This window comes from Stenotrophomonas sp. PS02298, assembly GCF_029959445.1.
GTDB lineage: Bacteria > Pseudomonadota > Gammaproteobacteria > Xanthomonadales > Xanthomonadaceae > Stenotrophomonas.
This window is the reverse complement of record NZ_JASCOR010000220.1, coordinates 1-5,434: the sequence shown is the minus strand read 5'-3', so window position 1 is coordinate 5,434 and position 5,434 is coordinate 1. Positions and strand designations below refer to the sequence as shown.

6 protein-coding genes are annotated in these 5,434 nt (G+C 65.5%); 1 reads left to right on the top strand and 5 read right to left on the bottom strand.

The features are described 5' to 3' along the window. Window positions 1-109 precede the first annotated feature (109 nt). From QMX78_RS19835 to QMX78_RS19825, 3 genes are all read right to left on the bottom strand, one after another. Window positions 110-376, bottom strand: a complete 267-nt coding sequence (locus tag QMX78_RS19835; protein ID WP_282272864.1) for a hypothetical protein — start codon at window positions 374-376, stop codon at window positions 110-112. 63 nt (window positions 377-439) lie between these two features. Further along, complete coding sequence (locus QMX78_RS19830; RefSeq protein WP_282272862.1) at window positions 440-1,024, bottom strand: YdeI/OmpD-associated family protein; 585 nt, start codon at window positions 1,022-1,024, stop codon at window positions 440-442. 93 nt (window positions 1,025-1,117) lie between these two features. Beyond that, window positions 1,118-2,494 (bottom strand): amino acid permease, encoded by a 1,377-nt coding sequence (locus QMX78_RS19825; protein WP_282272859.1) that lies wholly within the window; start codon window positions 2,492-2,494, stop codon window positions 1,118-1,120. Window positions 2,495-2,635: 141 nt separating this feature from the next. Between QMX78_RS19825 and QMX78_RS19820 the strand changes: the two genes are divergently transcribed. After that, the gene (locus tag QMX78_RS19820; protein WP_282272853.1) at window positions 2,636-3,385 is read left to right on the top strand and encodes a hypothetical protein; all 750 of its coding nucleotides are present in this window, start codon (window positions 2,636-2,638) and stop codon (window positions 3,383-3,385) included. A gap of 4 nt (window positions 3,386-3,389) precedes the next feature. On the opposite strand, the gene QMX78_RS19815 is transcribed toward QMX78_RS19820, so the two are convergent. Both QMX78_RS19815 and QMX78_RS19810 read right to left on the bottom strand, forming a co-directional pair. Next, the gene (locus QMX78_RS19815; protein WP_282272851.1) at window positions 3,390-3,968 is read right to left on the bottom strand and encodes an isoprenylcysteine carboxylmethyltransferase family protein; all 579 of its coding nucleotides are present in this window, start codon (window positions 3,966-3,968) and stop codon (window positions 3,390-3,392) included. 185 nt (window positions 3,969-4,153) lie between these two features. Further along, window positions 4,154-5,296 carry a nitrilase-related carbon-nitrogen hydrolase gene (locus tag QMX78_RS19810; protein ID WP_282272848.1) on the bottom strand — a complete coding sequence of 381 codons (1,143 nt, stop codon included), beginning with the start codon at window positions 5,294-5,296 and terminating at the stop codon, window positions 4,154-4,156. Window positions 5,297-5,434 lie beyond the last annotated feature (138 nt).

Below are 5,434 nucleotides of genomic sequence, written 5' to 3'. Positions count from 1 at the left end.
GCCCAGCCATGCTCGGCAAGGGGCGTTCCGGTAAAGCCTCAGCCGAGCATGGCTCGGCACTACAGGGTAACGCGCCAGTCGAGCATGGCTCGGCGCTACCTCGGCCTGCTCAGTCCGCTTCGGGGCGATTCAGGGCCGCGGTCAATGCAGCGGCGTCTTCGCGGCTGAGGAACAGGTACTCCAGCTCGGCGCTGCCGAACTTGTCCTCCAGTTCCTGCTTGCGCACCGGGTGGTTGCCAAAGCGGTAATGGGTGCTGCCGTCGTCGATGTTCTCGATGGCATATACGCCGAACGACGGCGGATTTGTCAGGGTGCCTTCCAGCCTGACGGATTCAGGGTCGATGGAGCGCTGGATGAGGTCTTCTAGGTCGATCATGGCGTAGCAACAGGACTGATGGGGGGATGTTTGCGGCAAGTGGAATCGCTGGCGCGGTCCACGTCAATGCTTCTCATGTTTCCAACCGCGGTGCTTGCCATCGGATAACCACTCGATGGCCTGGGCGATCCGCTGCTGGCGGGTACTGTCGCGTTTGGCTTCACCTATCCATTCCAGATAGTCGCGTTGGTAGCCGGGGCTGAAACCGTCAAAGTGCGCCTTGGCGACGGCTGCACCAGCCAGCGCCTCGGCGAAGGCCGGGGGCATCGGCAAGGGCGCGCGCGGGGCCGCTTTGGGGCGGGTTACGCCTGCATCGATACGTTGCATGGCGGCCCGTAGCTGGCTTGTGAATTCGCGTTTGCCGGGCAGGTCGCCAAGCGACTGCAGGCGGCCGTATTGGCCCATGGCCGAGTCATCGCCGCTGCCGGCCTCGCGTTGCCAGAAGCCCAGCGTGGCGTGCGCCTTGAACGCGGCCATGCCACACAGCAGCTTGCCCTTGTACAGGAACGCCGGCATGCCCCACTTGATGGCTTCCTCAGCCGTGGTGCAGCCGCTGTGCACACGCAGGCGGATCTCGTGCAGGATCGGCTGCGCGAAAGCGGCGGCATTGGCAATGTAGTCGTCTACGCGGGGGTCTGGAGTGGGCATGACTGGCCTCGGATGGGCGCAGCCTGCCGTTAGTTTCGCGTTAAAACAAGCCCGCCATGGTCGTAGGCGGGCGAACAGCCTGTTCTGGCATGGTCAGCCGCGCTGCGACTTCCTTGCCAGGCCGCTGCACAGCGCGATGAAAGCGGTGAAGGCGGCCATCGACAGGAACTGCAGGCGGGTTTCCGGGGTGGCCAGCAACAGCGCGAAAATCAGCGCCAGGATCGCCAGTGCCAGCACCGTCAGGTAGGGGAAACCGGCCATGCGGAACGGCAGTGGCGTACCCAGGCGGTCGGCCCGACGGCGCAGGATCAGCTGCGATACCAGGGTGATGGTCCACACCAGCAGGCAGGTGGAGCCGACCACGTTGAGCAGCACCGGCAACACCTTGTTCGGGTAGATCAGCTCCAGCACGGTGGCGACGAAGCCGAACAGCACGCTGGCCAGAACGGCCACTACCGGCACCTGGCGGGTATTGGTCAGGCCCAGCCAGCGCGGCGCTTCGGCCCGTTCGGCCAGCGAATAGATCATCCGCGAGGCGCCGTACAGATTGGCGTTCAGCGCAGAGAGCAGGGCGATCACCGCGATCAGGGTGATCGCCGTGGCGGCCCCGGGGATGTTGGCGACCTGCAGCACCGCGGCAAACGGCGATTTCAGGGTCTCGCTGTTCCACGGCACCACCGCGATGATCACGCCGATCGAACCGATGTAGAACACCAGGATGCGCCAGGCCACGGTACGGATGGCGCGGGCCAGGCTGCGCTCGGGGTCCTGGGTTTCAGCCGCGGCCACGGCCACGATTTCGGTGCCGCCGAAGGCGAAGATCACCACCAGCAGGGCCGCGCCGATGCCGGCCAGGCCCTTGGGCATGAAGCCGCCATGGCCGGTGATGTTGGCCAGGCCGGGTGAGGGCACGTTCGGCAGCAGGCCCAGCAGCAGGGCAATGCCGACCAGGATGAAGGCGATGATGGCGCCGACCTTGAGGATGGCGAACCAGAACTCGAATTCGCCGAAATTGCGCACGCCCAGCAGGTTGATGGCAGTGAATACCAGCATGAAAGCCAACGAGGTCATCGGTACCGACAACTGTGGCCAGACCGTATTGAGCAGGCCGGCCGCGCCGACCGATTCGGCCGCGATCACCACCACCAGCTGCGCCCACCACAGCCAGCCCACGGTGGCCCCGGCGGTGGCACCCAGGGCATCGGCCGCGTACACCGAGAACGCGCCGCTGGCCGGCCGCGCGGCCGCCATCTCGCCCATGGCGTGCATCATGATGATGACCAGGGTGCCGGCCACCAGGTAGGAGATCAGCACTGCCGGCCCGGCGGCCTGGATGCCCACGCCCGAGCCCAGGAACAGGCCGGCGCCGATGGCACTGCCCAGCCCCATCATGATCAGCTGGCGCGGTTTGAGCGCGCGTTCCAGCTTGTGTGAGGGGGCGCTGGCCGGGGCGGAAGAAGTGCTGGGCATCGGCGGGTTCTAGGACAAGAAGAGGGCGACACGATACCGCGTCCGCCCGCCGCAGTGGCTGTGCCGTTGGTGGGGATTGGCATGCTGCCGGTACGATGCAGGTCCCGGCGCGCATGTGCGCCTGCAGCAACGGGTGCGCGGATGCGTGGTCTGGATTTCAGTTCCTGGCAGGGCCTGCTGTCGACGCTGGTGGGCCTGGCGATCATCACCCTGATCGGCGTGGGCATCCGCCTGCTGGTGATGCAGGCGGTGCAGCAGAAACGTGAGGCGGCCAACCGGCAGATCAACGAGCGGCTGAAGACCTTGATTGCCGCCTACAAAACCTTGGGTGGTTCCTTTACAGGCGATCTCAGCGTTGACCCCAGCCACCTGCGCGATCTACGCCGACGTGCGGCCGAACTGGCGCAGGGACAGACCGCTACGACCGCCGATGGTGCCCTGCTGTTGCCGAGCGCGGATCCGGGCGAGGCGGGTGACCGGGCGCGTCGTATCCGCGACGCGGTGGAGGCGGCGCTGTCGGATGTGATCCTGCTGGGCACCGAGGAGCAGGTGCGGCTGGCCGCGCGCGCTGCCACCGATATGGTCGAGGGCCGACCGATCCATACCGCCGAGCTGGTGGTGTCACTGCGCGACTTCGTCCGCAGCGTGCTGGACCTGGAAGTGATACCGGCTGCCGTCGCCATTCCCCGGCAAGGGCCCTTGCGTCCGGCGGGCAGCGGTGGCGGCAACAAGGGCGCGGGCAAAGGCGCCGACAAGGACGGCGCGGGTGGTGGCAAAGGCGGTGCCGGTGGTGGCGGCATGGGCGGCATGGGCGCCGGCATGGGCATGGGCGCCGGGTTGGGTTACGGCGCAGGGCGCGGCGGTGAGGATGACCCGGAGCGCAGCCCTTGAGGTGCTATAGCAGACCGGGAATCAAGCGTTTGGTACGCGCCGCATAGGCGCTGTAGGCGGGCCCGAAGTGGGCCGCCAGGAAGCGTTCTTCCTGGCGCAGCTTGACCCAGAACGAGGCGAACACGATTGCCACGGCGATCACCCCGCGCCAATCGCCAACCATCAAGGCGGTGCCGCTGAACATCAGCAGGAAGCCGCTGTAGATGGGGTTGCGCACATGCGCATACGGGCCGCTGCTGATCAGCTCGTGCGCCTGTTTGATCTGCACGTTGCCGCTCCAGTTGCGGCCCAGCTGCCAGCGCGACCACAACGCGAGTGCTGCACCGGCCGCACACAGCAGCAGACCCAACGTGTAGATCGGCAATGAATGCGGAACGAACTGCTCACGCAGCCAACTGTGGCCGAACCAATGGCCCGGGCCCAGCAGCAGTATCGCGATGATCAACGGCAGCCAGTACGCCAGGAACTGCCTGGCACGCGATTCGCTGCGGGTCACCGGCTTGGCGCGCAGTGCGGTGATGGCCCAATAGCCAAGCACCACCGCCCAGCACAGCAGCAGGCCGAGATGGAAGACGGTTGGCATTGACGAGTCCGTTGTCGCAGGACGGACACTCAGCTTGCCCTGAGCAGCGTCACCTGCTTGTGAGTTGGAGTAGCTGTGGGCAGAACCGCGCGCTGCGGTTTGAAGTCGCTTGGGTTCGATCGGCTGGAATCCGCAGTGGCGCCGGATGGAGCAACGGCGCCTAGCGGCGCCGTTGTCGGTTCAATTTACTTCCAGCGCGACTTGCCGCGGATGTAGCGCGCCGCGTCTTCCAGCGAAGTGGGCAGGTACTCCGACCACAGGTTGGGCGGATAGGCATTCTGGTAGGTGTCGTAGACGTCGCGGAACAGATCCATGTGCACGACAGGTTGGCGCTTGCGCGCGCGCAGCTCGGCGATCGGCACGCGGCCCAGTACCAGGGTCTCCTCCTTGCTCTGTGCCTCGGCGACGATCTTGCCGCTGGGGTCATACAGGGCGGTACCGCCTGAACCCGGGTCGTCGAAGTAGGGGCCGTTGTCCGGCGAGATCGAGTTGTTGACGATGGACGAATAGACGCCGTTGTACATTGCGCAGGCGGCGATATCCATGTCCGAGAAACCACCCGAGGCAGTACGCAGGAACACCTCGGCACCCTTGAACGCCATCGCCCGGAACAGCTCCGGCTCACGCTGGGTGGAGCTGGTGCAGATATTGCCCAGCGGCGTGCGCGTCACCGGCACCACCGCATCACGGCCATACATTTCCACGTAGCGATCGAGCACGTCATAGGTGGTGGTGGTGAACAGTTCGAAGTCCGGGAACGCGCCTTTGAGGTTGCGTGCCTTCCAGTGCTTGTCCACGATCTCGCCCTTGTCGTTCATGATCGTGGTGATCGACAAGACGTGGCCCGGCCAATCCGGATCGGTGGCGTAGGCGCCGAACACGATCCAGGTGCCGTACTGGCGCGCCTTTTGAGCGATGGCTTCGGTTTCTTCGCCGGGAATGGTGATGGCGAACTTGAGGATTTCATCGCGCGTCCACTTGCGCCAGCCGCTGAGCGGGAACTCATGGAACTGCAGCAGGTCGGGTTTGGCATGGTAATGCGCCTTGTCGATGAGCTCGAGCATATGCGCGAGGTTGCGTTTGCCGCCGGCTTTCCATTCCCTGGCATCGAAGCTGTGCACGCGTGATTGCACCAGGCCCAGGGTCCATGCCGGCTTGGCCAATTCAACCGTGACGTAGGTGCCGTCGGTGCGCTCGTTGAGCGCATCCGGCCCCTTGCCCATGGCTGCCTGTGCGGGCGCCGAGCTGCCAAGCAGGGCGGGGCCGACGGCGCCGAGTGCGGCCAGGCCGGCGGCGCTGCCGAGGAAATGTCTGCGGGTGTTGCTCATCGGGTACCTCGGGGATGGATAGCCTGGATCATGTCGGTTGCGGTTGCGGTTGCGGTTGCGGTTGCGGTTGCGGTTGCGGTTGCTGTTGCTGTTGCTGTTGATGTTGCTGTTGCTAATGCTGTTGCTGTTGCATGTGCG